The sequence below is a fragment of the uncultured Tessaracoccus sp. genome (assembly GCF_947286155.1).
In the GTDB taxonomy this organism is placed as follows: domain Bacteria; phylum Actinomycetota; class Actinomycetes; order Propionibacteriales; family Propionibacteriaceae; genus Arachnia.
Window position 1 is genome coordinate 18,793 of sequence record NZ_CAMYPD010000003.1, and the last position, 25,421, is coordinate 44,213.

The window sequence follows — 25,421 nt, forward strand, 5'->3', positions numbered from 1 at the left end:
TATGGCTCGACGTCAGACGATCAGCGCAGCCGTTTCTTGGCGAACGAGATGAGCCTCTGCCACGCCGACGGTGGGAGTGCGCGCTTAACAATGCCCTTCGCCCCGCGGATCGCGGCGCGGCCGGGCCATGTTATGCCTCGGGCAATCTTGTACGGGACGGACGCTTCGATGCTTTCAAGCTGCCGCTCGAGGCCGTTGAGCTGACCGTCGCGACGACGCACGTGCCGCTCGTACCATTCCATCTTCAGCTGCTGTTCCGCAGCCTCGTTGCCGAGGCGGTTGAGAAGACGCTGCTGTGCCTCGCGGCCCATCGCGGCTCCCAGCGAAAGCTGGTGCTGGCGCCCGAGGATTAGGCTACGCTCGACGAGATCTTCTACGTGAGATTCGTCGGCGATAGTGCTGAGCAGCTTGATGCGTTCGCCGACACGCACGGCCCGTTCGAGGAGGTTTTCACTCCAGCAAAGCCCAGCCATGAGGGCCAAGGCTTCCGTGACACCGTCGAGAGTAATGTTGGCCGGCCACGGGTGCGATGCACCGGTGGCAAGCATCCTCATCGCGAAGCGGCGGAGCCCTAGCACCTTTGCAGCGTTCGGGTCGTTCCCTTCGATCCAACGCCAGCTGGCGTCCAGGAGGCTCAGCGATCCGTCCGGGTGGACAGCCACATTGTCAGGGGTCGCGAACCATGCCTGTTCATGGTCCAGGGCGTCCACCCAACGAGCCCAGCGGCGAATTTGGTCGCGCAGCGGCTCGAGCTGACCGGAAGCTGCCGCTTCACGCCAGCGTGCCTCGAGCACCACGCTGGCCAGCTGAGCCTCAGCACTCACATCGACATCGCGCCAAAGAGGGCCAAGTCCCGTCATACGGCCGAAAGCGCGAACGGTGTAGCCGCCCTCATCGTCGGCCTCGATCCAGCGAGACCAGGAACTGTCAGGTTCGCTCGAATCCTCACGTTCTGGATCCTTTTGCGACTCTTCCTCCAGCCCAACGACCTCTGCCTTCGGATCACCGAACGGATGGTCTGCGTCGATGAGCAGCAATGGCAATTCGTCGACGCTACGCACGAGAATCCAGCTCGGCGCGAGCCGCATGAGTTCGCCTGCCTCGACGATAGACGGCACAACGCTCATGGGGTCACGCAGGATCGTGTCGGGAGCGAGTTCATCGATGAGTGCGCTACAAGTTGCCGTGGTGAGCAGACCCGCATAGCGCTCATCCTCCGCGACGGACTCCGATACCAGCATTCGCGGTACACGGCCGACCACGGCCAGGGTGTTCGCCTTGTTCGCGAAGGTGGCCAGCTCTCTCTGAGTGAGACCGGGGTCGGTGGCACCCCATTCTTCGCCCACCGGGGCATGCTCAGCCAACAGCGTGTCAATACCCAGACGGTTGGGGATGCGCAGGCAGAGCGAACCACCGTCGGCGGCCCATTGGAACGCGCGACGCACCAGCTCTTGGCTGGTAGTGGGCTCATCGTCGGGCGTGACGAGCGTTTCCACCGTGTCCAGTGAGACAACGAGGTCGTAGGGCTCGGTGGAGTCGAAGCGCGTGTACGAGCCGGCCCATACACGTGTCCCGGGACGGGCTGCGACGACCACGCCGGCGTCGGTACGGGATCGCACGATCACGTCAACTTGTGCGTCGGCGGGCAGCAACCCTATGCATTTGGCGGCCTCAGCGCCCAGCAAGAGGGTGCGCCCAGTGGCGCGGCTCAGGGTGGGCTGCAGCAGCAGCTGCCAAAGCTTATGGGGGCGGGGCAAGATAGTGAGATCATCACTCATGCGGCCCGGATCGAAGTCCGACCACATCTGCATATCGCCGCCCAGCAGCTGCACACCGGGGTGATTGGGATCCGGGGTGGTCACCACGTTGCATCGTCTCCTTGATCCGGGGATACCGGCAGGCGGGCCTGCCATCGCAAGAGATTACCATCGAGGCTCCACGTTACGGCGTGTTCGCGGCGCATACGCCTGGGACCCCTACGACTCAACACGTTTACTGCCCCCTGCCGAGTCGAAACCAAGTGCTGCCAGGGCGTCTTCCACAGCGCCCAGTTCGAAGTATCCGACAAGCAGAATGAACAACGGCAAACGCATCGGGTAGGTAACCGAGTGGAACCAGTCCATAGCCGTACCTCGAGAGCCGGTGGTACCGTCAACCATGTGCCCAGAGGCGAAGTGCACCGCGACGACGAGCGAGCCCGCAAGCCAGCGGGCATTGTCTTACCAGGGGACGCGGATGAGAGCCAAGTGGTGCGAACGTAACACCATTTATTCCCCCGCGCCCGGGAATCGCACCCGGGAACGGACGAAATTGCACAGGATTAAAGCAGATCCCACGTGAGCGGCGTGCCCTTCACAGCGTCGACGCGGAACTCGCGCCCTTCGACGTTCTGGAACTCGTCGGGCATCAGACCGCCTGCGGGGCGGATGGAACGCACGTTGTCTGGGGCCACTTTCTCGCCGGCCTTCACGTCGCGGGTCACGAACAGCGAGCGGCGGAAGCGCAGGCCCTCGCGCTCGGATTCCTTCGCGCCGATGCGGGCTTCGCCAAGCGCTTTGCGGGCGATGGCCGTCTCGCGGACCATCGCAGCGAGCTCGTCGGGCTCCAGCGAGAACGCGGAGTCGACGCCGCCGTCGTTGCGGGCAAGCGTGACGTGCTTCTCGACGAGCACCGCACCGAACGCGATGGACGCGACGGGCACACCGATGCCCATCGTGTGATCGGAGAGGCCGACGAGCACGTCGAACGCATTTGCCATCACCGGAATCGAGCGAAGATTGGCCGACGCCGGGTCTGCCGGGTAGTCGGCAGTGCAGGAGAGCACGACGATCTGCTCGTTCCCGGTGGAGCGCGCGGCCTTCACCGCGTCGTCGATCTCAGCGATCGACGCCATGCCCGTGGAAATGATGATCGGTTTGCCCGTCTCGGCCATCGCGCGGATCAGTGGCAGGTCGACGATCTCAGAGCTCGCCACCTTGTATGCCGGGGCGCCCAGGCCCTCCAGGAAATCCACCGCCGTCGGGTCGAACGGCGACGAGAACGCGAGAATTCCCTTGTCAGCCGCGTGTGCGAAGATCTTCTCGTGCCATTCCCACGGTGTGTGGGCCTCGTCGTAGAGGTCGTAGAGGCGCCGCCCGCCCCACAGTTCGTGCCCGTCGGAGAGGCGGAAGCTGGGCGTGTCGGCGTCGATCGTGATGGTGTCAGCCGTGTAGGTCTGCAGTTTGATGGCGTGCGCCCCGGCCTCGGCGGCCATGGTGACGATGTCCAGCGCGCGCTGCAGATCGCCGTTGTGGTTGCCGCTCATCTCAGCGATGATGAATGGATCCGACTCAGGTCCGACGGGAACCCCGCCAATCTGGATGGGCTCGGCCATTACTACTTCCCTTCAAAAATCTTGCGCGAGTGGATGACCTCAACCGTCTCGCCACCCACTTCACGAGCGTACCGCTCCACCTCGGTGAAGCCCTGGCGCGTGTTGAAGTCGACGGCAGACTCATTCGCGACGAGCGTCTCACCGTCGAGCTGCGCCAGGCCCATCTCCTTACGCGCAAACTTCACAGCCTCACGCTGAATAGAGATCCACGCGGGGAACATGGCTCCGCGCTCGGCCAGCCCGTCGTTATCGAGGTAGTAGCCCCACCAGGCTTTGTCGCCGTCGATATCGAAGAATGTCACCACGCCGGAGGGCACCCCGTCGCGCTCATAAATGAGCACTCGACGGGTTGGGTCCTGTTTCGTCTTCTCCCACCAGTCGGCGTGCTCGTCGGCACCGATCTCATGTTGGGTGAGCGAAACACGGCGCACCTCGTCGTGGTTGCGCCAGCGACGCATCGCGTCGAGGTCGGCGTCTGTGGCATCACGAAGCATGGCGGTTCCTTTCGATGAGACGCACTTATCTTACTCAGGCGTGGCTGGTGACACATCTGCGAACTGCTTAAGCACCCCTGTATATGACTTGAGCAACCCGCGGCGCTACCATGTGGCACAGAATTAGGGGAACGAAGGCTGAATCTGATCTGAGGAGGCCATACGCCCACTTCAGGATCATTGTTCGGAGGTCTCATGCCTAAGCTCCATCGCTCGGCGTCGATACTCGTCGCCCTCTTCCTCATCATGACCGCGTGGGTGATGCCCGCGTCAGCTGCGACCCTAGTGAACGCGCACTCCGCCGGCACCAAGCCTGTCGGACAGGCCACCAATACCTGGGGAACCGCTACCGAAGCACCTTTGACTGAGGTCTGGACCGAGGTTCTGTTGCCGACGGGGTGGTCGCGGTCGCAGACCCGTCAGACGGACGACTGGGGTGACTTCGTCATTCCCCTCACCTACGGCACCAACACCGAGGGTGTCACCACGTACCGCGTCGGTGTTCGCGCACCCGAGGGCGTCGTCTATTCGGAGCCGTTCGATCTGCTGCGCACGGCTCCGGCCGTGACTGTGTCCGCCTACAGCGCGGGCACGAAGCCTGTCGGCCAAGGCACCAACACGTGGGGCACCGCCAAGGGCGCACCCAACTCCCGCGCCTGGACCGAAGTCCGGATCGGCTCGGGCTGGTCGAAGTCGCAACAGCGCACCACGGACACAGCAGGCAACTTCATCATCCCCCTCACCTACGGCACCACGATCGTCGGCGCGACCACGTATCGGGTCGGCGTCAGCACCGGAGGACGCACGTACTACTCCAATACCTTCTCGGTGACACGCACTGCTCCCTCGGTGACCGTGACCGCCTACAGTGCGGGCAGCAAGAGGGTGGGCGTCGCCACCAATACGTGGGGCACCGCCAAGGGCGCACCCAACTCCCGCGTCTGGACCGAAGTCCGGATCGGCTCGGGCTGGTCGAAGTCGCAACAGCGCACCACCGACGCAGCGGGCAACTTCACTATCCCCCTCACCTACGGCGTCAAGACGGTCGGCACCACCACCTACCGTGTCGGCGTCCACACCGGCGGCCGCACCTCCTACTCCAGGCCCTTCGCTCTCACCCGCGTCGCGCCCGCAAAGCCGGCGCGTACCGCGAAGAAGCCGGCTCCGAAGTCCCCCTCCAAGGTGTACTACAAGAACTGCGCCGCTGTGCGTGCAGCGGGTAAGGCACCGCTCTACCGGGGCCAGCCGGGATACGCGAAGCACCTCGACCGCGACGGCGACGGCATTGCCTGCGAGTGATCGGGCCGCTGAGCGAACCACTGCAGTGATTGGGCCAGCCAGTTCATCTGGCTGGCCCAATCTCATTGCAGCCTGTGCGCGTTGGCGGTGCACGGCGTCGCGACACTATCTTCCTTGCCGGCTCGCGGTAAGCTGGCATACGACTGAATCGTTCCCCAAGGAGAAGTGATGGCCCAACTCAGCCGCGACCAGCTCAAAGAAATGATGGCCGAGGTGCTCCGTCGTCAAGATAAGACGATGCCGGAGTCCGAAGACGCCGCGCTCGACGAGATCGGGTTCCGTTCCCTCGACTTCTCGGAGCTCGCGTTGCGCGTGGAGGATGAACTCGACGAGGAAATGAACTTCGACGCTCCTGGTCTGCGTTCCATCCGCACCGTCGCCGACGTACTCGACTTCATCGACGAGTTGCAGCAGCAGGCATGACCAACACCCACCCCGACGCCCCCCAGCCCCCACTCACCGCGGCGAACCGCATCGTCGCCGGAGAGTTCGACGGCACCTGGGCCGACCTCGAGCCCCTGGAACTGCCCGAGTGCGCCGCCGTATTCGTGCGCGACGACCTCGAGGCGCTGCGCGCGGTGTGGCACCAGCAACAACATCAGCGCGAGTTGCTCGTCGCGGCAGCATCCCGACGCGAGCCCGGCCTCGAGCAGGATCTGCTCGATCTTGGGCTGAACATCGTCGCCGACGGTGCCGTCGTCGCGGAGCCTGCCGAACAGCGCCGCCCCCGTCGCGGGCGTGTCTGGCTGCTCACGTCGGGGTCCACCGGGCGCCCGAAGCAGGTGGGTCACACCCTCGACACCCTCCTTACGGTGCGCGGCAAACAGCCCGCCCGCACGTGGCTCAACCCGTACACGCCGGGCGCCTACGCGTGGTGGCAGGTCACCACGCTCGCGCTTGCGCACCCGGGCACGTCGATGGTGTGCGTCGACGGCGGCCACCCCTGGGCGGAGCAGGCAGCCAAGTATGGCGTCGACGCCGCCTCCGGCACGCCGACGTTCTGGCGCCAAGCGCTCCTCACACAACGCGACGAGCTGCGCGGTGTCGACTTCAAACAGATCACGCTGGGCGGCGAGCCCGTCGACCAAGCCGTGATCGACCTCCTCAAGGACGCTTTCCCGAACGCGCGCGTCTCCTGGATCTACGCCTCGTCGGAGGCCGGTGCTTCCATCGCCGTCCACGACGGTAAGGCCGGCTTCCCCGAGGCATGGCTCAGCAACCACAAGGAAGGACGCCCGGCGCTCAGCGTCGACGGTGACGAGCTGCTCATCGCGTCCCCCCACCGCGGCGACGGCGTGGCCGAAACCCTGCGCACCGGCGACCGCGTCGAAATCCGCGACGGCCGCGTGTACATCACCGGCCGGCTGGGCTCCGACGAGATCAACGTCGGCGGCACCAAAGTGTCCGCTGGCAAGGTGCGTGGCGTGCTGTTGGAGCATCCGGGCATCGCCTGGGCCGCCATCAAGGCACGCAAGGCCCCCATCGTCGGGCACATGGTGCAGGCCTCCGTCGTGCTCGACGACCCCTCGCTCACGCAAGACGACATCATCCGCTACTGCACTGAGCGCCTCGCCGAGACCGAGGTGCCCCGTCGCGTGCGCATTCTTGACGAAATCCCCCTGAAAGAGAGCTTGAAGTCCGATGTCTAACCCACCCATCGAACCAGCATCCTGCGTCGTCGTCTCCGGCGGCTCACGCGGGCTCGGCCTCGCCATGGTGAACGCCATCCTCGACCGGGGCGCGAAGGTGGCAACCTTCGCCCGCACCATCACGCCGGAGCTTGAACAGCTGGTTGAGCAATACCCGGATCGCGTGCACGTTGCCTCCGTCGACGCCACCGACCACAAGGCCCTCAACGCGTTCGTGAAGGATGCCGAAAAGAAGCTCGGGCCTGTCGACGCGCTCGTGAACAACGCCGCCGTCGGGCAGGATTCGCTGCACGTGCACACCTCGCCCGAGCGCATCGAGCAGATCGTCAACACCAACCTCACTGCACCGCTCATCCTCACCCGCACGGTGCTGCGTCGCATCATGGCGGGGCGCGGCACGGGCCGCGTCGTGTTCGTCACTTCCATCTGCGCGCAGCGCGGCTACGCGGGTCTCGTCGCATACTCCGCGACGAAGGGCGGCCTCGACTCGGCGATGCGCACCATCGCGCGCGAGATGCATGGGCGCGTGCTGGCGAACTCCATCGCGCCGGGCTTCTTCGCCTCCGAGATGAGCTCGGTGTTGGGCCAGACCCAGCTCGACACCATCACCCGCCGCACCCCCACCGGCCGCTTGGTGGAGCCGGAGAACGTCGTGCCGCTGCTCGACATGCTCCTGTTTGAAGACACCAACATCAACGGCCAGACCCTGGTGGTCGATGGCGGCGGCTCCATCTGATTCCACACTCATCACCAGCCGCCGGGGTGTCCACTGCCCCGGCGGCTGTCTGCATATCCACTCCTACACCTCCGATGGGCTTCGCTGGTGCTGGCGCCCAGCCCGCCTCGAACCTGGGGTGAGGTATGCCGTCGATGTTGAGCTGACGGCCAACCCACCCGCCGCCTTGGCGCGGCGACTGCACTCTGACGACAACTTTTGGCACGCCTGGACGAAACTCGAGGTGGTGGCGAAGCTGCTCGACACGCCCGTGCTCACCCTGGTCGGGCGCGGTGAGCTCGGCGCCCCGCCGCCGTCGGGCATCCGTATCGCGTACGTCGAGCTGGACGGCGCGCTCGCCTGCCTTGGACGCACGAGCTAACCCAATATCCACACGCGTTTGCCGAAAAGGCCCAAACTCGGCGATCTGAGGAAACGCGTGTGAATATTGGGTTACCCCACGCAAGTAACCACACCCGTTTTCGTTTATTTCGAACAAGGTACGCTGGGTGCATGACCACCGACACTGCCCCACACACGATCTTTCCGCCCGACGATCTCCGCCCGCTGGATGATCTCTCATTGTTCCTTGAGCAATCCCCTCAACCAGCAGCGCTGCTCGGCCCAGGCGGACAACAGGTCCCGTTACCGATGGAGGCGTATCGCATTCTGCTAGACGTAGTCACTGCAATGCGCCAAGGCCAGGCCATCACCATTGCCCCGCAAGAACAACAGCTCACCACACAGCAAGCTGCGGACCATCTCGGGATCAGCCGCCCAACGTTGGTTCAGCTCCTCGAGTCGGGCCAGCTCCCGTTCACCAAGTTGCCGGGTAGCCGTCATCGACGTGTGCTTCTCAAAGATGTTCTCCGCTATCAGCAAGACATGCGCCTCGCCCGAAAAGCAACGCTGGACCAGCTCACTGCGGAAGCCCAATCCGATGGCTTGCTCGACGCACCAGCAGCTGACTACCGAACCGCTTTACGCAAGACCCGACACAGCAAGCACCCGGAAAGCTAAGTCGTGGCGCGTTTCTCAGCCTTCTTGGACACCTGTGTGCTGGTTCCAATCATTTCGACAGATGTACTGCTTCGGTTGGCCGATGCGGGGCTCTATCGGCCTCTGTGGAGCAGCCGTGTCCTGGAAGAGTTGGAATCTGTGCTCCTCGGACTCCACCCGAAGCTTGCCGACGGGGGCAAGGCAGCGAAACGGATCGCCGCCATGCACGCGAGTTTCCCTGACGCCACGGTTGCGCATTGGCAGCCCCTCGAGAATGCGTTGGTTCTTCCTGATCCAGACGACCGTCACGTACTCGCAGCGGCTATCCGGGGCAGGGCGGATGTGATCGTCACGAATAATTCGCACGACTTCCCTGCAGAGGTGCTGAAACCCCTCGGGCTAGACACCAAGTCGCTCGACGATTTCCTACTCGATCAGCTCGACCTGGCACCATCGCAAACCCTCACTGTCTTGCATGAACTAGCCCTCGCCGCTCAACGCCCGCCCCTCGATGTCCGAGATGTACTGACAGCGCTGGCTCGGGCAGGAGCTGAGCGTTTCGCAGAAGCCGCCGAGGGGCTGCTGAGCTAAGGGAGTCTCCGCGACGAGCTAACCCGATATCCACACGCGTTTGCTGAAAAGGCCGAAAAACCGCCGTTCTGAGAAACGCGTGTGGATATTGGGTTAGTTTCCCGAGCGCCCCCACTCCGCACCCGCTCTGCGTGGTGCCGAGCCCGGTGCGGGAACCCCCCAGGTAGGGTGGATGGCACCGAAAGGAGACCCGCATGACGAGCCATCCCCTCCCCACCGTGGGCGTTGCGTTGCTCAGCATGGGCAACCGCCCTAAAGAGCTGGCCGCCGCACTCGATGCGCTCGGCAAGCAGGAGGGCGTGGAGCTCGACGTGATGCTCGTCGGTAACGGCTGGCGCCCTGAGGGGGTCCCCAGCTGGGTGCGCACCCACTATTCGGAAGAGAACCTCGGTTGCCCGGCGGGGCGCAATCTGGCCGCGTCCCTCGTCGACGGCGAGTTCCTGTTCTTCTATGACGACGACGGCCTCCTCCCCGAACCCGACACTCTCGCCCGGATGGTCCGACGATGCACCCCCGGCGTCGCAGTGGTGCAGGCACGCGGCGTCGACCCCACTGGCGTGCCCTCCCCGCGTCGCTGGGTACCCCGCCTCCGGAAGTCCGCAGAACTGACCGGCGGGGACGTGGCCATCTTCTGGGAGGCCATGGCACTCTTCCGCAGGAGCGCGTTCGACGAAGTCGGCGGCTGGTTCGGTGAGCTCTTCTTCGGCCATGAGGGCACGGACATGGCCATGCGCCTCATCGACCGCGGCTGGCGCATCGTCTATGCACCCGACATCGAGGTGAACCACCCGGCCACATCGGCCGCGCGCCATCCTCACCACTTCTGGTCGACCATGCGCAACCGAGTGTGGGTAGCCAAGCGAGACCTCCCCTGGCCGATCCTCCCCTTCTACCTCGCGCTGTGGACGGCCGCCACAGCGCTGCGCGCCCGCAGCGGCGAGCGCCTGCGCAATGTCTTCAAGGGCTTCAAGGACGGCTGGTCGACGCCACTCCCGGTGCAGCGCGAGCCCATCCGGTGGAAGACCGTGTGGCGGATGACGAAGCTAGGAAGGCCCCCGCTGTGGTGAGACACGACGTCTGGTGGGCTGGGGTGATGAGCCGTAGCCACATCCCGTACGGCGTCGCCTGGCTACGCGAGCTGCTGCGTCGCGAGCCAGGTGAGGTAGCGCTGCATATGTTCTCTTCCCGTTCCTTCCACACCTCTGAAGAGATTTCGACGAGCCTCATCACTGCAGAGCTCGACGATCCCAGGCTCACCGTCGACCGCTGGGACGGCGCCAAGGCTCCCCGCAGCTCACGCCACTGGCTGCTTAGCACCGGCGCCGTGGGCATCAAGCCGTGGCTCCGGCTCACTGCGAAGCATCCCTTCAAGCGTCTCACCGTGGTGGTGATTGACGAGGGCCTCGGCACGTACGGCAACTGGAAGTCGCGCCACGACGCCACGCTCCGCCAGGGCGGCAACGACCCCCAGGCGGCACTGCGCACGACAGCCGTGGAGGGTGCGACGAGGCTCCTCACCCACATCCGCTGGCCGCTGCACGTCCAAACCTCTCCCGGGCGCTGGGCGCTCAACAAGCCGGTGGCCGACGAGTTTCGTCGCATCGCCCCGGCTCCAGACCGCTCGAGCGAGCGCGTCGTATTCCTCACCCAGCCCTGGCCCGAGGTGGGGGTCCTGTCTGAGGTACGCTACGCGGCACATGTCGAATACGTGGCCCGCGCCGTGAAGACCGCCGGGCTGGAGTTCGTCGTCGTGCCGCATCCCGGAGAGCCCGCCGGGCGCTACGCCCGCTACGAAACAACCTCGACGTCCGCCCTCGCCGAATGCAATCCGCTGGTGCTGGGCGCGAGGACCATCGTCGGGGCTTCGTCGACGGCGATGCTCAACGTGGCTGCCATTCACGGCGTCCCAGCGCTGAGGGTAGGAACCCCGGATCTCAGCCGGCTCGACTACGAAATGGCCCCCAATCAGCAGTCGTTACTGGGGCAATACGCCGCGCCGAGCGTTACAGCGGCTGAGCTTGGGCGTAGGCTATCGCAAGGTTTCGGGCGCTAAGCCCACCGGATCAGTGTTGGAAGAGGCCAGATTTGTCGACTGTGAAACGTCTCTGGGAGGAGCGCAAGGTGTTGCGGCTCCTCGTGAAGCGTGACCTTCGCGTGCGGTATTCGCAGAGCGTGATCGGTTACCTGTGGACGGTGCTCGATCCGCTCGCCACGGCCCTCATCTACTTTATGATCTTCGTGGTGATCTTCGAGCGCAGAGACGCCGGGCATACGCCGTACTTCTTGTTCCTGCTCGCAGGGCTACTGCCGTGGCAGTGGTTCAACGCTTCGGTGAATGAATCGATGCGCGCGCTCATCGCTGAACAACAGCTGGTGAAGTCGACGCAGTTACCACGCGAAATTTGGGTGGTGCGCATCGTGGCCTCCAAGGGCTTGGAGTTCATCTTCTCGTTGCCGGTGTTGGTGCTCTTCACCATCGTGTACATCATCCGAGGAGAGACACACCTCGATTGGGGGCTCCTGCTATTCCCCCTCGGGATCGCGCTGTTATTCCTACTCATCACTGGCTTCGGCCTTTTCTTGGCCCCGCTCACGGTGATGATGTTCGACATTCAGCCGACGGTGCGCATCTTCCTGCGCGTCTACTTCTACATGACGCCGATCATCTTCAACCTCGAAAAGCTGGACAAGCTCCAGGGCTGGCAGTGGGTGTTCCAGATCAACCCGTTGGCGGGCATCCTCGAGCTCTTCCGGGCGGGCTTCTTCCAGAATCCGGTGCGGTGGAACGTCGTGGGCATCTCGGTGCTCGGCACCCTCTTGATCTTGGGTATCGGAGTGTGGACGTTCAAGCGCCTGGAACGAACCGTGTTGAAGGAGATTTGATGTCCGACGTGGTGATCTCTGCGCAGAACGCCGGCATCGAGTTCCTGCGTTCTAGGAAGCGTCAGCTCTCCTGGCGCGAACTCATCTTCAAGCGTAAAACGACGGGGGACCGTTCCACCTTTTGGCCGCTGCGCAACGTGAGCTTCGACATCACTGCTGGCGAGGCCGTCGGCCTCGTCGGCGCGAACGGTGAGGGAAAGTCGACGCTGCTGAAGATGATCGCTGGGGTACTCCTCCCGGACGAGGGCACCGTCGAGGTGCACGGGGGCGTGGCCCCCATGATCGAGCTCACGGGTGGGTTCGTGGGCGATCTCGCGGCGCGAGAGAACATCTATCTCACCGCTGGCCTGCACGGGCTGAGCAAGGAAGAGATCGACGAGAAATTCGAGGAGATCGTCGACTTTGCCGGCCCGCAGGTTCGGGATGGCCTCGACGTACCATTCCGGCATTTTTCCTCGGGCATGAAGGTGCGCCTGGGGTTCTCCGTGATCACGCAGCTCGACCAGCCCATTGTACTCGTCGACGAAGTGCTCGCCGTGGGCGACAAGGCATTCCGCGAGAAGTGCTACCGGCGCATGGAAGAACTGCTCAGCACGGGCAAGACGCTGTTCCTGGTGTCGCACTCGGAGGCCGACTTGAAACGCTTTTGCACGCGCGGGCTGTACCTGCGCGGCGGAGGGCTCCACATGGACGGTGAGATGCTCGACGTGATCGCGGCCTACAACGAAGACATCGAAAAGCAGATGCCCTGAGCGTCCGACTCCGCTGCCGTCTCCTGTCATCCAGCGTGGCCGGATATGCTTCCCAGTAGCTTGGTGTTGGCTTGTAGGAAGGAACGAGCGTGAAGATCGCGGTCATTGCTCTTGGCAAGATCGGTCTACCTCTGGCCGTCCAGTTCGCGTCGATGGGCCACGACGTCATCGGCGTCGACGTGCAACAGTCCGTGGTGGATCAGGTCAATGCCGGGCGCGAGCCGTTCCCCGGCGAAGCGCACCTGCAGGAGAAGCTGCAGGAGCTCGTCCCGGCAGGCAAGCTGCGCGCCACCACCGACTACTCCGACGCGATCCCCGGCGCAGATGCGATCGTGATCGTCGTGCCGTTGTTCGTCGACGACGGCACCTGGCAGCCTGACTTCGGCTGGATGGAATCCGCCACGCGCAGCCTCGCCGAGCATCTCTCCCCCGGCACGCTCATCTCCTACGAGACGACGCTGCCTGTCGGCACCACACGCGACCGCTGGAAGCCGATGATCGAAGACATCTCCGGCCTCACCGAGGGCAAGGACTTCCACCTCGTCTTCTCCCCCGAACGCGTCCTCACCGGGCGCGTCTTCGAGGATCTGCGCAAGTACCCGAAGCTCGTCGGCGGCCTCAGCCCAGAGGGCACGCGTCGCGGCATCGAGTTCTACGAGCAGGTGCTCATGTTCGACGAACGCCCCGATCTGCCGGAGGGCAATGGCGTGTGGGACATGGGCACCGCCGAGGCCGCCGAGATGGCGAAGCTCGCCGAGACCACCTACCGCGACGTCAACATCGGGCTGGCCAATCAGTTCGGCAAGTTCGCTGCCGCCAACGGCATCGACGTGCACAAGGTGATCGACGCCTCCAACTCGCAGCCGTACAGCCACATCCACCGCCCGGGCATCGCCGTCGGCGGGCACTGCATCCCCGTCTATCCGCGCCTGTACCTCTACACCGACCCGGAGGCGACGATCGTCCGCACCGCCCGCGAGGCCAACATGACGATGCCCGAGTACGCGGTCGGCCTGGCAGAGGGGGCGCTTGGCTCGCTCGAGGGCCGCACCGTCGTCGTGCTCGGCGCCTCCTACCGAGGCCGGGTGAAGGAGACCGCCTTCTCCGGGGTGTTCCCGACGGTCGAGGCGTTGCAGGCGCGCGGCGCGCATGTGCTGGTGCACGATCCAATGTTCTCCGACGATGAACTCGCCGGGTACGGTTTCAATGCCTACCACGTGGGTGAGCCGGCCGATGTTGCCATCGTGCAAGCCGACCACCCGGAGTACAAGGAGTTCACGCCTGCCGATCTGCCGGGGCTGCAGGTCGTCGTCGACGGTCGGAGCATGCTGGACGGCGCGAAGTGGGAGGGCGTGCGTTTCTTCCGCGTCGGCGACGGGTCACGTAGATGACCGATTCCATCGACGCTCGGGTGGCGCATCTCTCGACGCTGCACCCCCCGCGGGATAACCGGATCTTCAACAAGGAGTGCTGTTCGCTGGCCGCCTCCGGGGTGGACACGTGGTTCCTGGGCGCGCAGGATCACGACGAGGTCGTCGACGGCGTGCACATCGTCGGGCTGGGCACCGCGAGTGGCGTCGTCGGGCGCTTGAAAGCGCAATGGCGCGCGTTCCGCGCCCTCAACCGCGTGCGTCCGCAGCTGGTGCACGTGCACGATCCCGAGCTGACCCCCATGGTCTGGCTGTGGAAAACGCTCCGGCGCAAGGCCGCCATCTACGACGCCCACGAGGACCTCGTCGGGCAAATGGATGACAAGCCGTACATCCCGAAGCTGCTGCATCCGCTGGCGATGCTGCTCGCCAAGGGCCTCGTGAAGCTGGCCGACAAGGGCTTCGACGGCATCGTCACCGCCACCGAGCACATTGCTTCCCTCTACTCGCACCCGAACAAAGCCGTCGTCTACAACTACCCGTACCTGAAGGACTACCCGGCCTCCACCGGCGAGCATGTGCCGGGCCGGGTGGTTTACGTCGGGATGCTGTCGCAGGGCAGGCAGGTGGACGTGATGATCGACGCGGTGCGGAAGGTGCCGGGGGCCACGCTGCTCGTCGCGGGTAAGGCCGACGCCGACATCGCCCCGCTGCTCGCATCCGACGATCCGCGCATCGACTATCGCGGCATGCTCCCCTCGTCGGATGTGCCCGAGATCGTGGCTTCTGGTTCCATCGGGCTGGTGTTCCTGAAGCCGCTGGGCAACTACGTCGACTCCCTGCCGACGAAGCTGTTCGAGTACATGGCCGCCGGCATTCCCGCGGTGGTGAGCGACTTCGCGTGGCTGCGCCGCATCCTGGGCAGCCACGACTGCTGCGTGTTCGTCGACACCTCCACCGCCGACGCGCCTGCGGAGGCCATCGCAGAGCTGGTGGCGAACCCGGAGCGCGCGGCCCAGATGGGCCGACGGGGCCGTGCGGCCATCGAGGAGGAGTTCAACTTCGAGGCGGAGGTGCCGACGCTGCTCGAGGTCACCGCACGGGCGGCTCGTCGGGCGCGATGATCCGCCGGTTGAAGGAGTTCCTGGGCTCACACGAGTTCGTGGGTCACGTGCTCACCCTCATGACCGGCACGGGTGTGGCGCAGCTCCTACCTATTCTCACCATGCCGATCCTCACCCGGATCTACTCGCAGGAGGCGGTCGGGGCTTGGGTGGTGGTGATCGCCGTCGCGGGTTTCGTCATCCCCGTCGCCAGTTGGCGCTACGACCTGGCGATCATGCTCCCCGAAGATGAATCGGATGCCCGCAGGCTCGTCCAGATCGCATCACGCATCAACCTCGCGATGGCCCTCATGACCACCGTCGTGATGGTGCTGTTCGCTCCCAGGATCGCAGCCCTGTTCGATGGCATGCCAGAAGGCGCGTCTGCGTGGCTGTACGCCGTCGGGCTGATCTCCTGGGCCTTCGGGCAGATGGCGATCTACACCCAGTGGCTGATCCGCAACAAGCGGTTCAACCTCGTGAGCCGCAACAAGGTGTTCCAATCCACGACGGTCGCCGTCACCCAGGTGGGCCTCGGGCCCCTACGGGCAGGCACGCTGGGGCTCGTGCTGGGCACGCTGCTTGGCCAGGTGGCGGCGCTATGCAACCTCTGGCGTGGCGGCGGGATACCGGAGCGCGTCGAGATGTCCAAGGAGCACACGCGTCGCCTCATGCGCGAGCACCGCAGGATGCCGCTGCTCAATGCCCCCAACGCCCTCATTGACGCGGTGCGCTTGCAGGGCATCACGCTGCTGATCGGCGCCACCGCCGGTGCGGCCGTCGTTGGTCAGTTCGGCCTCGCGTGGATGCTGGTGCAAGCCCCGACGGCCCTCATCGCCTCAGCGCTGACGCAGGTGTTCTTCCAGCGCCTGAGCGTCACCCCGCGCGGACAAATGTCGGCGCTGGTGCGTCGGACACTGCGCACCACGCTGCTGGTGGCAGCCGTCCCGTTCCTGCTCATCTACTTCCTCGCCCCGCCCGTGCTGCCGTGGGTGCTCGGCTCAGGCTGGGCCCAGGTGGGCCTGTTCGCCGCTGCGCTGACGCCCTGGCTGTACATGAACTTCTCCACCGCCCCGTTGTCGAACCTGTTCGTGGTTGCTGGCCGGCAGGGGCTGATGCTGGTGTTCGCAATCGTGTACGCCGCGACGCCGCTGGGCATCATCTGGTTCGGGCGCCACGGCGATCTGATGCATACCGTGCAGCTCATGAGCCTTGGTCAGGCAGCGCTGCTGGCGGTGCTCATGGGGCTGGCGTTGCTCGTCGCTCGCTCCTACGACCGCGACGCCAGCGAGGCCGCATAAGCTCGCAGCTGATACCTCGAACCCCAGGGCTCGGAGGGTGATTCCGGCGGCACCCTCGTCGGGAATCTACCTGCGCTCAGCGCCACCGACATCATGCCAAGCGATGCGACGTGCAACCAGGCAATCGGCGAGTCGAGGAACGTCGAATTCGCGAAGGACAGCACAAGCATCAACACGACGGACACGCACACCGACTGCTCGGCCACCGTCAGGCTCGTCGGCTGGGTAGCGCCGCCCGTGAAGGCCTTGAGCCGAGGCCACACAGCCACGACGAGGCACGCAATAACCACCGCTGTGGGCAGCAGCCCGTACTGCGACATGAGCTCGAAGATGCCTGCGTGCGGGTTGATGGCGCCCTGGGTGTCGTAGGGGGCGGCGCCGCGGGCGATCTCGGTCTCGAAGCGGCCTGCCCCCACTCCGAAGCCGAACGAGTCGGTCCACAGATACACGCCGCTGCGATACAGGTTGAGCCGGCCCTGCGTCGACCCTTGGCTCTCCATCTCCATCCGTGCCCAGAAACGCGGTGAGTACAGTACGACGAGCCCCCCTGCGGCAATCGCTACCGACGCTACGGCCACCAGCGCGCGTCGGACCTTCGGCCACCATGCCCACACCGCCCACGCCAGCACCAAAGGGCTCACCAGCAACGCCAGGCGACTTCCCGAAAACAGCACGAACACGGGCGTGATCGCTGCGGGCAGCAGCATGAGCATGCGGACGACGCGGCGTTCGGCGAAGCCCGCTAACGCCACGAGTTGGAACGCGGCCAGCGTGATGAAGTAGGCGAACAGGTTTGGGTTGACGAAGAACGACGCGATGTCCTGCGACGCGAGCCGGATGTGTTCGGGCGAACCCTCGAGATAGTTGGGCAGGCGGGCTCCGGTGAGGATCTCGACGACGGCAGGTGCGCAGGCTGCCACCCACGCCAGCCCCCATCCTGCGGCGAACGCGCGAAAGGTGCGAAGTGTTGCGGGTTCCACGGTGACTGCCGCCACGGTCATGAGGCCCAGCCCGATGCTCATCAATTCAGCGAAGCCAGCGTGGCTGTACGGCTGGAAGAATCCCCAACCCACCCAGGCGAGCGCAAGCACCACGGTGACCACGCTCTGTGGGGAAGGTGTGCCGCGAAGGCAGAACAGCGCGAGCGCTACGAGCAGCGCCCCCACTGGACGTGCAGGTGCGATCCCGACCACGGTGACGAAGCTGCCCAGAGCGGCAGCCAACGGCATGCACAGCAGCACCAAGCGGAATGCTACGTCCAGGCCGCGTTCGGTCATGATCGGGCAGTCTACTCGTCTGGAACGGCAACCTTGCTCGGTGCGACGTAGGCGGCTCGGAGCGAGTAGCCTGAAGCACACGTCTGAACTGACAGGAGACCGATGTTGCACACCCACCTCGTCACCGCGCGGCGGTTCGCCTTCTCAGCCGTGCTCGTCGCGGTGGCGGCGATGGTCGTGGCGCTCCTCGCGGGATTAGTGCTGTTCCGACCCGTGTGGAAGGGGTCGGCGACGATCCAAGCTCAGCTCGTCGGCAGCGAATCCGGCGACACCGGGCACGATCTGGCGTCTTCCACGGAGCTCATCAGCACAGCACAGACATTGCTCCAGTCTCCACGCGTGATGGGTCCCGCAGGAGAGAAACTCAATCCGCCGGTGAGCGCCGCCGCGCTCGCCAACCGTGTTGAGCTCAGTGCCCCACCCACGAGCCTCGTGATGGTGCTGCAGACGAGCGCGACGAGCACGTCGGAGGCGGAGGCGACGGTGCGCGCCGTCGCCGAGCAGTTCCGCGAGGAACTCGATGCCGTGCCGCTGCGCTCCTCGGATGGCCGGGTGACGCTCGAGTGGCGTTCGGTTGATTACCAGGTAGAGCCGGACGCCACCGCTCAGGTGGGGGCCGCGCAACGCGCGGGGTCGGCGGCGCTGGCGGGTGTGCTCGTCGGCTTGGCCTACCTCATCGCTCGCGTTGCGCTCGACACCACCGTGCGCTCGCACCGACATGTGGCAGACATCACCGACGACTCCATTGTGACTGTCGTAAATCCCGAGCCGACGCCTGCCCAGGCCGACCTCTTGGCGGGCGCCATGCGGTTCCTCGTCCCTCGCGACGTGGCGCAGCCGGTGCTCGGTGTCGCGGCCATCACCGACGCACACCGTTCGGCCGCCCTCGTTCAGGCGCTCGGCGACGCGCTACGTCGGCAAGGTAACGACGCGGTGATGGTCGATGCGGACCTGCGCGGAGCACCGCTCGGCGATGCCCAGGAGGGGTTCGTCGACGTGTTACTCGGGGGCCACGCCAGCCCACGCGACGGTGTGTTGGTGGCTGGGCAGACGCCTCCGAATGCCATGGAGCTGCTCGCGGGTGCCGACTGGGATGCCGTCACCGCGTCGCTTCGTCACGACGGGGTGACGCTCGTCAACTGCGCTCCCCTGGCACGCACCTCCGACGGGGCCGTGGTAGCGAGCCGCTGCGACGCGGTGCTGCTCGTCGTCGCGGAGGACCATGATCGTCGAGGCGACCTGGCCGAGGCGAGGGCATTGTTGGCTGCGCTGGATACGCAGGTGGCGGGCATCGTGTACGAGAGCGCCCGGCCGGTGAAGGCGGCGTCGCCCTACGACGTGGGTGCGGCAGCGCTCGGGCACTGAGCCGTCACTGCGCCCGGCCCCGCACATCGGCGACGATGTCACGCACATGGGCGACGAACCGCGCCTGGTTCACGCTCGCGTCGAACTCTTGCTCAATCCGTTGGCGCGCCTGGCTGCGCCACGCAGTGCTCTTGCATTGCTCCGCGTGTGCCGCGAGGAAGTCGCCGATGACGTCGCCGGTGGTGTGCGCCGGCAGCAGCATCGCGTCGGGCACGAGCTCACGGACTGCCCCGATGTCGGGCGCGACCGCCGGGATTCCATGGGCCATGGCTTCCATGAGTGAGACGGGGATGCCTTCGGAGTCTGAAGTGTTGAGCAGCACGTCGACGGGCGTGTGCTCCAGGAATCCGAGCACGTCCTCGTGCGGCACCGCCCCGAGTAGGTCGACGCGGATGCCAGATGCGCGCAGTTGTTGGGCGTGCTGTTCGAGCTCCGCCCGCAGCGGGCCGTCGCCGATGTGTGTCCACCGCAGCTTGAGCTCCGGCCGAAGCGCGTGCAGCCGCGCCAGGGCTTCTGCAGCGCGATCGAGCCGCTTGAACGGCGTCATCGAGCTGAGTGTGACGACGCGGAATTCGCCAGGCGGTGTGAGTGGCGTCGTCGCGCCAGGGATCGATACGCCGAGTCGGGAGCAATGGCGCTGATGTTCGGTGAATCCGTAGCGGGCGAGGTGTTGGCGCCCTGCGTCGGAGATGGCGTGGACGCAGCGAATCCACGGGGCGAACTGCCGGATGAGCGGCGTGTACTCAGCCTTTCGGGAGGGTTCCCAGAGGTCGGTGCCGTGCGCCCGCGCCAGCGCCGCGCCGACGCGTGCCTTCCTCGCCAGCATGGCGCCGGCCATCACACCGGAGGAGAGCCAGTACCCGTACACGACGTCAATCCGAGCCCGGTCACGGCGGGCGATGTCGGTAAGCGTGCGGGCGATCAGGTAGACCTGCGCCAACGTGCGCACCGCAATCCGAGCGCGCAGGGGGTTGAGCCGTCGCTCTCGGGCAAGCCGCCACAGTTCGCGGGCGAGGATGGGTGAGGTCAGCGCCCTGGCAGCCGACCACGCCAACCACCTTCGGGACGCCCAGCGGCGCGCGAGGGTCTCGTCGACGCGGACCGCGTCGGGCACGGGGCGAGCCGCAGCAGTGGCGCGTTTCTCGGGGAGAAGCACGACGTCGTCGCTCGCCTGCCAGTGCTCGAGTTCCGGGGCGATGAACGACTCCCCTTCCCCGAACGGGAAGTGCGACGTGACGATGACGATCATGCTGCAGCCCTCACCTGTGCGCCGAGTTCCCGAAGCGCCCGGGATCGTTGGCGACGGTGTGCAGCAGCGTGTGGAACTTGTCGGCGAGCACCGGCAGCGCGTGGTGTTCGCGGACCCACTGCACCGCCGCGGCTCCCAGGCGGGCGCGCTCGTCGTCGGGCATGCTCGTCGCGGTGAGGATTGCCCGGGCGATGTCCGTCGGGTCTTCGGCGCGAGCAGGCACGGCTGCGCCCGAGTAGGCCAGCGGCGAATGGTCGGAGGCGAAGGCGTCGATGATGGGCACGCCGGTGAGCATGTAGTCGAAGATCTTGTTGGCCGAGACGCCGTAGGCGTACAGCGGGCTGCGTTTCGAGCCGATGTAGAGCGCGTCGCACAGGCTGAGCGCGGAGTGCACCTGCGCCTTGGGAATCGTGCCGACGAACTCGATGCGCGCACCGAGCTGCCTGGCCCGCTGCTCGAGGTCATCGCGGTGGAGCCCATCGCCCCACACCAGCGCCGTGACAGGCTCGTCGGTGATGCGTCCCATCGCCTCGACGAAGTCGTCCATGGCGTTGGCCGTGGTCAGACCGCCGGCGTACGCGACGATGCGACGCCCCTCGCCGCGCAACCGCTCGACGCGCTCGACAACACTCGTCGGCACCGATTCGTGGGGCTGATCGATCTCGATACCGTTCGGAATCACGACGACGGGGGTGTCGACGCCGAGCGACCGCACGTACGGTTCGGTATTGGGCAGGATCGAGACGATGGCGTCGCTGTGTTGGTATGCCCAGCGCTCAGCCACGGCCATCGCCCACATGAGCGGGTGCTTCGGCGAATGCCCGCCGAGCTCGATGGGTGTGAGTGGCCACAGATCGTGAATTTCGTGGACGAGCGCCGCGCCAGCACGCCTAGCCACCGCCGCGGCGAACCAGGTGTCGAACGGGTACGTCGACGACGCGATCACCACGTCGGGGCGCGTGGCCTTCGCGATGGCGCTCGCTCGCAGCATCCCCTTGCCGACGAAGTCCGCCCAGCTCAGTATCCGTCCGAGACCGTTGCCCTGGTAGCTGCGGGTGCGCAGAAAGCGGAACGGAACGTCGTCGATCAGGTAGGGCTGCCCTTCGATGGCGTCGGGGAAGTTGCGGGTGCGCAGGTGGGAGTAGGTGCCGGCGAGGATCGTCGTCGAGGAGCCAAGTTGTTCCCATGCACGCGCCATCGCGTGCGGGCGGTACTCCATGCCCGAGGTTGGGGATCCCGCGTAGTGATCGATGTAGCAGATGCGCACCAGATGACCTTTCGTCGTGCAAATTCAGCGCTCGTCGTGCGCGCAGCGTTGGTGGATGAGCTGGGACATCGAGCGAGGCTCTGAGCCGTCGACGAGGTCCAGCTGGGCTGGGTCCAGCGGCGGGACCTGCACCCGTGAGATCAGTGCGTGGCTCGTCGGTTCGGCGTGTTCGTCGTCGCTGAACAGCACCTCGTGCAGTTTCTCGTTGGGGCGCAGGCCGGTGAAGACGATGTCGATGTCGCGGCCGGAGCGTGCGATGAGGTTCTTCGCCACGTCGAGAATCTTGACTGGCTCACCCATGTCGAGCACGAGCACATCGGCGGGCTTGCCGATTGCCCCAGCTTGGATGGTGAGTTCGCATGCCTCAGGGATGGTCATGAAGTAGCGGGTCACGTCGGGGTGGGTGACCGTGACGGGGCCACCGGCGTCGATTTGGCGGGTGAAGGTGTACAGCATGGATCCGCGAGAGCCCAACACGTTGCCGAAGCGCACCGAGAGCCAGTTTTGGTCGAGCCGCTGCGCGAAGCAGGCGGTGAGCTCCTCTGCCAGTCGCTTGGTTTTGCCGAGCACGCTGGTGGCGTCGGCGGCCTTATCCGTGGAGATGTTGACGAGCCGTTCCACACCGTGACGCTCAGCGGCCCGAAGCACGTTGAGGGTACCTAGGGTGTTCGTCTTCCACCCTTCCAGCGGGTATTGCTCCAGCAGAGGGAGGTGTTTGAGGGCGGCGGCATGGAACACGACGTCTGGGCGGTGGGCCGCAAACACCGCGTCGAGCGCCTCGGCGTCACGGATGTCACACAGCACGACGTTGGGGGTGTCGAGCAGGCCCTGGTTGAAGATCGAGAGTTGGGTGCCGTGCAGTCCGGACTCGTCACGGTCGAGCATGACGAGCTCTTTCGGGCCGAATCGATGCACTTGTCTGGCGATTTCGGACCCGATCGATCCCCCCGCGCCGGTGACGAGTACCACCTTGCCCGAGAGGTAGTCGGAGATCTCGCCCAGGTTGGTCTCCACTTGGGCGCGACCGAGCAGGTCGGTGATGTTCAGCTCGTGAAGGTTGGACAGGCGCACCCGCCCGGACACCAATTCGCGGGCGGGCGGCATCACGAGGGTTTTCAGGCCCGCATCGTCGGTGATGGCTGATATCTCCCGCATGAGTCGGGCGTCGGCGGTGGTGATGGCGACGATCACCGTGCCTACGCCTAGACGACGGGCCACCTCGACGAGCTTGGAGCGATCCCCCAATACTTTGGCGCCGGAGAGGTGAAGGTTGCGCTTACCAGGATCATCATCGATGTACCCCATGATCTCGAATGGCGCGTTCGGGTCGAACTCGATCAGGCGCCCGAGCTGCTGTCCGGCATTGCCTGCTCCGTAGATGAGGACGGGTTCGGCGTCGCCGACGTGTGGTGTGCGGGTGACGGTGCGGAACAGAAACCGGCCAGCAGCCATCAAGGTGAGCGCGGCGAGCGGCACCGTGAACGTCACCACACGGGGGTACCCGGGTGTGGCGAAGTACGCTGACAAAACTCCGAGTCCGAAGCCGACCCCCAACACGACTGCACCGAGCTGAGCGGCCTCGTCGAACGAAGCCACTTGGTGTCGGCCCCGGTACAACTTGGTGGCGACGCCGATAGCGAGCTGCAGCACCACCGCGAGGCAGACGTAGATGATGACGAACTCCGCCTCAGGGCCGGAGAGGCTGAAGCTGTAGCGAGCAATCACGAGTGCGACAGCCGCGAGTCCCCAACTCAGGCTGTCCCACAACGCCAGCCCGACGCGCAGGAGGCCGGTCCTCACCACGTTGTTTACCATGCCACCTCCCGGTTGGGCTTCTCCTCGGGAAGTCTAGCGTCGCGAGCGTGTTCGGACCGCAACGGCTGCGGCTGGTGTGCGCCCCCTTTCGATGGCGCCAGTGTATTGTCCGTGACGTGGCATTCCTCCCCTTCGCGCGCCCGGACATCACCGAGGCCGAGATCTCGGCCGTCGTCGAGACGATGCGCTCCGGCTGGCTCACCACCGGCCCGAACGCGGCCGCCTTCGAGCAGGAGTTCGTCGAGTTCCTGGGCGCCGACGCCCACGCCGTCGCCGTGAACTCCGCCACCGCAGGCCTCCACCTGGCGTTCGAGGCCATCGGCGTGCGGCCCGGAGACGAGGTGCTCGTGCCGACGTGGACCTTCACCTCCACCGCGGAGGCGGTGCGCTACTTGGGCGGCGACCCGGTGCTCGTCGACGTGGACCCGCGCACGCTCTGCATCGACTTCGAGGATGCCGAGCGGAAGGTCACCGACCGCACCGTCGCGATCGCGCCGGTGCACTTCGCCGGGCTGGGTGTCCCCGACGGTGCCCTCACCGCGTTCGCAAAGCGCCACGGGCTGCGCGTCGTCGAAGATGCCGCCCATGCGCTACCGACGCTCAACGAAGGCGCCCTCATCGGAGCTCATGGCCACGACGCCACCGTCTACAGCTTCTACGCCACCAAAACGATGACCACCGGCGAAGGCGGCATGGTGGTCACTCCCTACGCAGATCTCGCCGCTCGGATGCGCACTATGCGCCTGCACGGCATCAACCGCGATGTGTTCGACCGCTATTCCTCCAAGAAGCCGAGCTGGCACTACGACGTCGTCGCGCCCGGCTACAAATACAACCTCACCGATACCGCCGCCGCGATGGGACGGGTGCAGCTCGGGCGCTCGCGGGAGATGGCCGCCCGTCGGGCCGAAATCGGCGCCCGCTACGACGACGCCTTCGCGGGCCTGCCAGTCACCCTGCCAGCGCACGCGCCCGAGGGCTCGTCGCACGCCTGGCACCTGTACGTACTGCGGCTCACCGACGACGCACCCGTCTGTCGCGACACCTTCATCCAGCGCATGGCCGATCACGAGGTGGGCACGAGCGTCCACTTCATCCCGCTGCACCTGCAGCCCTACTGGCGCGACACCTACCGGCACGCGCCGGAGGACTTTCCCGTCGCCACCGCGCAGTTCCAGCGCTGCGTGAGCCTGCCGATCTTCTCCTCCATGACCGACGACGACGTCGAGCAGGTCGTCGGGGCCGTGCGGGAGATCCTCGGGTGAGTATCGCCAAGCGCGCGTTCGACGTCGTCGCCTCTGCGGTGGGCCTCGTGGTGCTGTCGCCGGTGTTCCTCGGCGTGGCGGTTGCTATCAAGCTCACCGACGGCGGTCCGGTGTTCTTTCGTCAGGAGCGGGTGGGGATGGGGGGCCGGGTGTTTCGCATCCACAAGTTCCGCTCGATGCGGGTGGCCAACGAGGGTGCGCTGGTCACCAGCGCCAACGATGCCCGCATCACGCCAGCGGGCGCGTTCCTGCGCAAGTCGAAACTCGACGAGCTGCCCCAGCTCATCGACGTGCTGGTGGGCGACATGTCCGTGGTGGGGCCGCGCCCTGAGGTGCCGCGCTATGTCGAGCTGTGGGGTGAGGAGGCCCGTCGGGAGATCCTGAGCGTCAGGCCTGGCATCACCGACCCGGCAGCCATCGCGTTTCGCAACGAGCAGGACGAGCTGGCCGCCGCCGACGATCCGGAGCGGCACTACGTCGAGGTGATCCTGCCGAAGAAGGTGGCGATGTACCGCGACTACGTGCAACACCGCTCGTTGGTGGGCGACCTCGCCGTGATCGCGCGCACGTTCGCCGCCGTCGTGCACGGGTGAACTTGGGCGGCACCAGAGGGTCCGCCATCGTCGCGGGGGCGGTACTAGACTGACAGGCAGT

Annotated in this window: 24 protein-coding genes; 17 read left to right on the forward strand and 7 right to left on the reverse strand. The window is 65.7% G+C overall.

Going from position 1 to position 25,421, the window contains the following annotated elements:
* Positions 1–20: 20 nt before the first annotated feature.
* The 3 genes from Q0X68_RS01220 to Q0X68_RS01230 form a co-directional block, all read right to left on the reverse strand.
* Positions 21–1,865, reverse strand: a complete 1,845-nt coding sequence (locus tag Q0X68_RS01220; protein ID WP_297746362.1) for a hypothetical protein — start codon at positions 1,863–1,865, stop codon at positions 21–23.
* 455 nt (positions 1,866–2,320) lie between these two features.
* Complete coding sequence (gene pseI, locus Q0X68_RS01225) at positions 2,321–3,373, reverse strand: pseudaminic acid synthase (protein ID WP_297746365.1); 1,053 nt, start codon at positions 3,371–3,373, stop codon at positions 2,321–2,323.
* A 2-nt stretch (positions 3,374–3,375) separates the two neighbouring features.
* Positions 3,376–3,867 (reverse strand): GNAT family N-acetyltransferase, encoded by a 492-nt coding sequence (locus tag Q0X68_RS01230; protein ID WP_297746368.1) that lies wholly within the window; start codon positions 3,865–3,867, stop codon positions 3,376–3,378.
* 195 nt (positions 3,868–4,062) lie between these two features.
* Here Q0X68_RS01230 and Q0X68_RS01235 point away from each other — a divergent pair, with 195 nt between their 5' ends.
* From Q0X68_RS01235 to Q0X68_RS01300, 14 genes are all read left to right on the forward strand, one after another.
* Complete coding sequence (locus tag Q0X68_RS01235) at positions 4,063–5,166, forward strand: excalibur calcium-binding domain-containing protein (RefSeq protein WP_297746371.1); 1,104 nt, start codon at positions 4,063–4,065, stop codon at positions 5,164–5,166.
* A 168-nt stretch (positions 5,167–5,334) separates the two neighbouring features.
* Positions 5,335–5,589, forward strand: coding sequence for an acyl carrier protein (locus tag Q0X68_RS01240; RefSeq protein ID WP_297746374.1), 255 nt, complete (start codon positions 5,335–5,337; stop codon positions 5,587–5,589).
* Positions 5,586–6,815 carry a class I adenylate-forming enzyme family protein gene (locus Q0X68_RS01245; protein WP_297746377.1) on the forward strand — a complete coding sequence of 410 codons (1,230 nt, stop codon included), beginning with the start codon at positions 5,586–5,588 and terminating at the stop codon, positions 6,813–6,815. Before Q0X68_RS01240 ends, Q0X68_RS01245 begins: the two co-directional genes overlap by 4 nt.
* Positions 6,808–7,551, forward strand: coding sequence for an SDR family NAD(P)-dependent oxidoreductase (locus Q0X68_RS01250; protein WP_297746380.1), 744 nt, complete (start codon positions 6,808–6,810; stop codon positions 7,549–7,551). Before Q0X68_RS01245 ends, Q0X68_RS01250 begins: the two co-directional genes overlap by 8 nt.
* Positions 7,532–7,912, forward strand: a complete 381-nt coding sequence (locus Q0X68_RS01255) for a hypothetical protein (RefSeq protein ID WP_297746382.1) — start codon at positions 7,532–7,534, stop codon at positions 7,910–7,912. Before Q0X68_RS01250 ends, Q0X68_RS01255 begins: the two co-directional genes overlap by 20 nt.
* Positions 7,913–8,043: 131 nt before the next feature.
* Positions 8,044–8,550 (forward strand): helix-turn-helix domain-containing protein, encoded by a 507-nt coding sequence (locus Q0X68_RS01260; RefSeq protein ID WP_297746384.1) that lies wholly within the window; start codon positions 8,044–8,046, stop codon positions 8,548–8,550.
* 3 nt (positions 8,551–8,553) lie between these two features.
* Positions 8,554–9,120 (forward strand): putative toxin-antitoxin system toxin component, PIN family, encoded by a 567-nt coding sequence (locus Q0X68_RS01265; RefSeq protein WP_297746387.1) that lies wholly within the window; start codon positions 8,554–8,556, stop codon positions 9,118–9,120.
* A 194-nt stretch (positions 9,121–9,314) separates the two neighbouring features.
* The gene (locus Q0X68_RS01270; RefSeq protein WP_297746389.1) at positions 9,315–10,187 is read left to right on the forward strand and encodes a glycosyltransferase family 2 protein; all 873 of its coding nucleotides are present in this window, start codon (positions 9,315–9,317) and stop codon (positions 10,185–10,187) included.
* Between the two features lie 26 nt (positions 10,188–10,213).
* Positions 10,214–11,173: a hypothetical protein gene (locus tag Q0X68_RS01275; RefSeq protein ID WP_297746391.1), complete on the forward strand. Its 960-nt coding sequence runs from the start codon at positions 10,214–10,216 to the stop codon at positions 11,171–11,173.
* Between the two features lie 41 nt (positions 11,174–11,214).
* Entirely contained in the window at positions 11,215–12,003 is a 789-nt protein-coding gene (locus Q0X68_RS01280) for an ABC transporter permease (protein WP_297746394.1), read from the forward strand.
* Positions 12,003–12,755 (forward strand): ABC transporter ATP-binding protein, encoded by a 753-nt coding sequence (locus tag Q0X68_RS01285; RefSeq protein ID WP_297746397.1) that lies wholly within the window; start codon positions 12,003–12,005, stop codon positions 12,753–12,755. The genes Q0X68_RS01280 and Q0X68_RS01285 overlap by 1 nt, the downstream gene beginning before the upstream one ends.
* A gap of 89 nt (positions 12,756–12,844) precedes the next feature.
* Positions 12,845–14,146, forward strand: coding sequence for a nucleotide sugar dehydrogenase (locus Q0X68_RS01290; protein WP_297746400.1), 1,302 nt, complete (start codon positions 12,845–12,847; stop codon positions 14,144–14,146).
* On the forward strand, positions 14,143–15,249 hold the full coding sequence (locus Q0X68_RS01295; RefSeq protein ID WP_297746403.1) for a glycosyltransferase: 1,107 nt from the start codon (positions 14,143–14,145) through the stop codon (positions 15,247–15,249). Before Q0X68_RS01290 ends, Q0X68_RS01295 begins: the two co-directional genes overlap by 4 nt.
* Entirely contained in the window at positions 15,246–16,529 is a 1,284-nt protein-coding gene (locus Q0X68_RS01300; RefSeq protein WP_297746406.1) for a lipopolysaccharide biosynthesis protein, read from the forward strand. The genes Q0X68_RS01295 and Q0X68_RS01300 overlap by 4 nt, the downstream gene beginning before the upstream one ends.
* Here Q0X68_RS01300 and Q0X68_RS01305 read toward each other — a convergent pair.
* On the reverse strand, positions 16,499–17,806 hold the full coding sequence (locus tag Q0X68_RS01305) for an O-antigen ligase (protein ID WP_297746409.1): 1,308 nt from the start codon (positions 17,804–17,806) through the stop codon (positions 16,499–16,501). The two genes, Q0X68_RS01300 and Q0X68_RS01305, sit on opposite strands and share 31 nt — an antisense overlap.
* A 102-nt stretch (positions 17,807–17,908) precedes the next feature.
* Between Q0X68_RS01305 and Q0X68_RS01310 the strand changes: the two genes are divergently transcribed.
* The gene (locus Q0X68_RS01310) at positions 17,909–19,171 is read left to right on the forward strand and encodes a hypothetical protein (RefSeq protein ID WP_297746412.1); all 1,263 of its coding nucleotides are present in this window, start codon (positions 17,909–17,911) and stop codon (positions 19,169–19,171) included.
* Between the two features lie 4 nt (positions 19,172–19,175).
* Here the strand turns inward: Q0X68_RS01310 and Q0X68_RS01315 are convergent, their stop codons facing one another.
* From Q0X68_RS01315 to Q0X68_RS01325, 3 genes are read right to left on the reverse strand one after another with little or no spacing between them, the layout of a single operon-like run.
* On the reverse strand, positions 19,176–20,420 hold the full coding sequence (locus Q0X68_RS01315) for a glycosyltransferase (protein WP_297746415.1): 1,245 nt from the start codon (positions 20,418–20,420) through the stop codon (positions 19,176–19,178).
* A 10-nt stretch (positions 20,421–20,430) separates the two neighbouring features.
* A complete protein-coding gene (locus Q0X68_RS01320; protein ID WP_297746418.1) occupies positions 20,431–21,687 on the reverse strand; it encodes a glycosyltransferase family 4 protein in 1,257 nt (418 codons plus the stop codon).
* Positions 21,688–21,711: 24 nt separating this feature from the next.
* Positions 21,712–23,502, reverse strand: coding sequence for a nucleoside-diphosphate sugar epimerase/dehydratase (locus tag Q0X68_RS01325; protein ID WP_297746421.1), 1,791 nt, complete (start codon positions 23,500–23,502; stop codon positions 21,712–21,714).
* Between the two features lie 116 nt (positions 23,503–23,618).
* On the opposite strand from Q0X68_RS01325, the gene Q0X68_RS01330 reads away from it, so the two are divergent.
* Positions 23,619–24,767, forward strand: coding sequence for a DegT/DnrJ/EryC1/StrS aminotransferase family protein (locus Q0X68_RS01330; RefSeq protein ID WP_297746424.1), 1,149 nt, complete (start codon positions 23,619–23,621; stop codon positions 24,765–24,767).
* Positions 24,764–25,360 carry a sugar transferase gene (locus tag Q0X68_RS01335; RefSeq protein ID WP_297746427.1) on the forward strand — a complete coding sequence of 199 codons (597 nt, stop codon included), beginning with the start codon at positions 24,764–24,766 and terminating at the stop codon, positions 25,358–25,360. The genes Q0X68_RS01330 and Q0X68_RS01335 overlap by 4 nt, the downstream gene beginning before the upstream one ends.
* Positions 25,361–25,421 lie beyond the last annotated feature (61 nt).